At 72.0% G+C, this 2529-nt stretch carries 3 protein-coding genes; all 3 read left to right on the top strand.

The features are described from left to right. Positions 1 to 162: 162 nt before the first annotated feature. Entirely contained in the window at positions 163 to 606 is a 444-nt protein-coding gene (locus K8V84_RS13015) for a DUF742 domain-containing protein (protein ID WP_304074494.1), read from the top strand. A gap of 27 nt (positions 607 to 633) precedes the next feature. Beyond that, the gene (gene lhgO, locus K8V84_RS13010; protein WP_304074493.1) at positions 634 to 1866 is read left to right on the top strand and encodes an L-2-hydroxyglutarate oxidase; all 1233 of its coding nucleotides are present in this window, start codon (positions 634 to 636) and stop codon (positions 1864 to 1866) included. A gap of 116 nt (positions 1867 to 1982) precedes the next feature. Continuing rightward, positions 1983 to 2501: a hypothetical protein gene (locus tag K8V84_RS13005; RefSeq protein ID WP_304074492.1), complete on the top strand. Its 519-nt coding sequence runs from the start codon at positions 1983 to 1985 to the stop codon at positions 2499 to 2501. Positions 2502 to 2529: the final 28 nt, after the last annotated feature.

Raw genomic sequence — 2529 nt, 5'->3', positions numbered from 1 at the left:
CGCTCACCGTCTCCGGCACCGTCAACGGCCACACCCAGAACGGGGTCGGCCACTCCGGGCCGCAGTGGACCGTGGGCGCTTCGGGCCCACAGACCCACCTCGGTCCGTCGGGCCCCCACGGGATCGCACCGCTCCCGACCCGGACGCCACCAGGAGGACACAGTGAACGCTGAGGGCCGGCACGCCCGCCGTCCGGAACGAGACGCCTTCGACCGAACCGGGACCTCTATGGGCCGGGTCACGGAAGAGTCCGCGGAGAACGAACGGTTCCTGCGCCCCTACGCCATCGACGCGGGCGCGGCGGAACCGGACACCGTGCCCGGGCGTGGTCCGGTCGACCTCGACCTGCTCTCCCTGGTCGTGGCCGCCAGAACCCCGGGCCCGGAGGAATGGCTCAGACCCGAGCGTGCGGCCATCCTCGACCACGCCCTGCGCGCCCGCACCGTCGCCGAGATCGCGGCCGAGATCCGCCTGCCGGTCGGCCAGGTCCGCGGCATGGTCGCCGCCATGGTCGCCGAAGGGGCACTCCAATGCTGCGGCCCCTCGCGACCACTGGAACGTCAGGACATCCTGCACGCCGTCCTCGTCGGGCTGCGTTCCCTCTAGCGCTTCGGGTGTTGCTAGCGTGCGCCCATGCGCAGCCCCGAACACATCGGCATCATCGGAGCGGGAATCGTCGGCCTGGCCCTGGCCCGCCACATCACCCTCCACCGCCCCGGCACCCGCGTCACCGTCCTGGAGAAGGAGAACCGGGTCGCCGCGCACCAGACCGGGCACAACAGCGGTGTCGTCCACGCCGGTCTCTACTACCGCCCCGGATCCTTGAAGGCTACCCTCTGCCGTCGCGGCGTCGGCATGCTCCGCGAGTACTGCGCCGAGCACGGCCTGCCCTACCGAGAGGCCGGCAAGCTCCTGGTCGCCGTCGACGCCGCGGACGAGGACCGCCTCGACGACGTCGAACGAAGAGCGCGGGAGAACGGCGTACCCGGTGTCATCCGCCTGGGCCCCGACGGCATCCGCGACGTCGAACCCCACGCCGTCGGCCTGGCCGGACTCCACTCGCCCACCACCGCCATCACGGACTTCGTCGCCGTGGCCGAACAGCTCGCCGACGACGTCCGTCGAGGCGGGGGCCGGGTACTGCTCAACACCCCCGTCCTGGACCTGCGCCAGGACCCCGACCGCGCCGAGGTCCTCACCGGAGACCCCAAGGGAGAGCGGGTCGTACACCGCTTCGACCAGGTCGTGCTCTGCGGCGGCCTGCACAGCGACCGGCTCGCGCGCATGGCCGGCGCCGACCCCGACCCCCGGGTGGTCCCCTTCCGCGGGCACTACCACGAAATCGTCCCCGAACGCCGTGACCTGGTCCGGGGCCTGCTGTACCCGGTGCCCGACCCCCGCTACCCCTTCCTCGGGGTGCACCTGACCCGCCACATCCATGGTGAGGTCATGGCCGGTCCGAACGCGATCCTGGCCACCGCCTTGGAGGGGTACCGCGCCCGGGACCTGCGCGCACGCGAACTCGGCCGGACCCTGACCTGGCCCGGTTTTTGGCGGCTGGCCCGCCGACACTGGGCGGTGGGCGCACGGGAGACGATCGTCTCGGCGTCCCGAGCGGTGTTCGCGGCCCAGGCGCGTCGACTGCTGCCCGAGATCACCACCGCCGACCTGCGCCCCGCCCCCGCAGGGGTGCGCGCCCAGGCGCTCGGACGGGACGGATCCCTGTTGGACGACTTCCACGTGGACACGCACGGTCGGGTGGTGTGCGTGCGCAACGCGCCCTCACCGGCGGCGACCTCCTCACTGGCGATCGCCGAGTTCCTCTACGACTCGCACCTGGCCGGGCACCGACCCACTCGGGCCTAGGGTGTGTCGGACCGGAGTTATCCACAGGTTCGAGGACACCCTGGTACCGGGCCGCCGCCGCACCGACGATGGAGAAGGTGGCGCGGGACGGTCCCGTGGCCACCGGTGGAGGCGCAATGTCCCTGACCAGGTGGACCCCGGCGGCCCTGGCCGTCGTACTCGCGCTCGTGCTCACCGCGGCCGCGCCGGCCGCAGGAACCCGAGGAGGACCCTTGGACGGATTCACCGTCACGCACCTGCCCGATCAGGTCGGGGCACAGGCCTCGGCGGCCGACTTCTCCTATGAATGGGAGGACGTCGCCTTCACCTCACGGGCCTGGGAACAGGCCAAGGAGGGCGGCGGATTCCAGGTGGTGCTCCAGGTCCTGGTGATGCGCGGCGAGGAGTTCGTCGACCTGGACGCGGTCCGGACCTTCCTCGCCCGCTACCACGAACGCGATCCCGACACCTGGGAGCTCACCGACCTGACCAGGGACGACGGAGCCCCGGGCCTGCGCGGAGACAGGGAGGCCTTCTGGACCCCGGGCGAAGGTGTCGCGGTGGAGGTCCGCGACACCTCTGGACTCCTGGGACAGGAGGAACTCCTCGCCACCGCCCGGGGGGTGGTCGAGGAGAAGTCCGGCCTGAGCGGCTAGCAGCCCTCCAGCACCTCACGCACCGCGG

This window comes from Nocardiopsis listeri, assembly GCF_020741345.1.
In the GTDB taxonomy this organism is placed as follows: Bacteria; Actinomycetota; Actinomycetes; order Streptosporangiales; family Streptosporangiaceae; genus Nocardiopsis; species Nocardiopsis listeri_A.
This window is presented reverse-complemented; position numbering and strand designations above follow the sequence as displayed.

Coding starts and splice junctions, on each gene's coding strand:
- lhgO (WP_304074493.1), top strand. CDS start 634: ATGCGCAGCCCCGAACACATCGGCATCATCGGAGCGGGAATCGTCGGC.
- K8V84_RS13005 (WP_304074492.1), top strand. CDS start 1,983: ATGTCCCTGACCAGGTGGACCCCGGCGGCCCTGGCCGTCGTACTCGCG.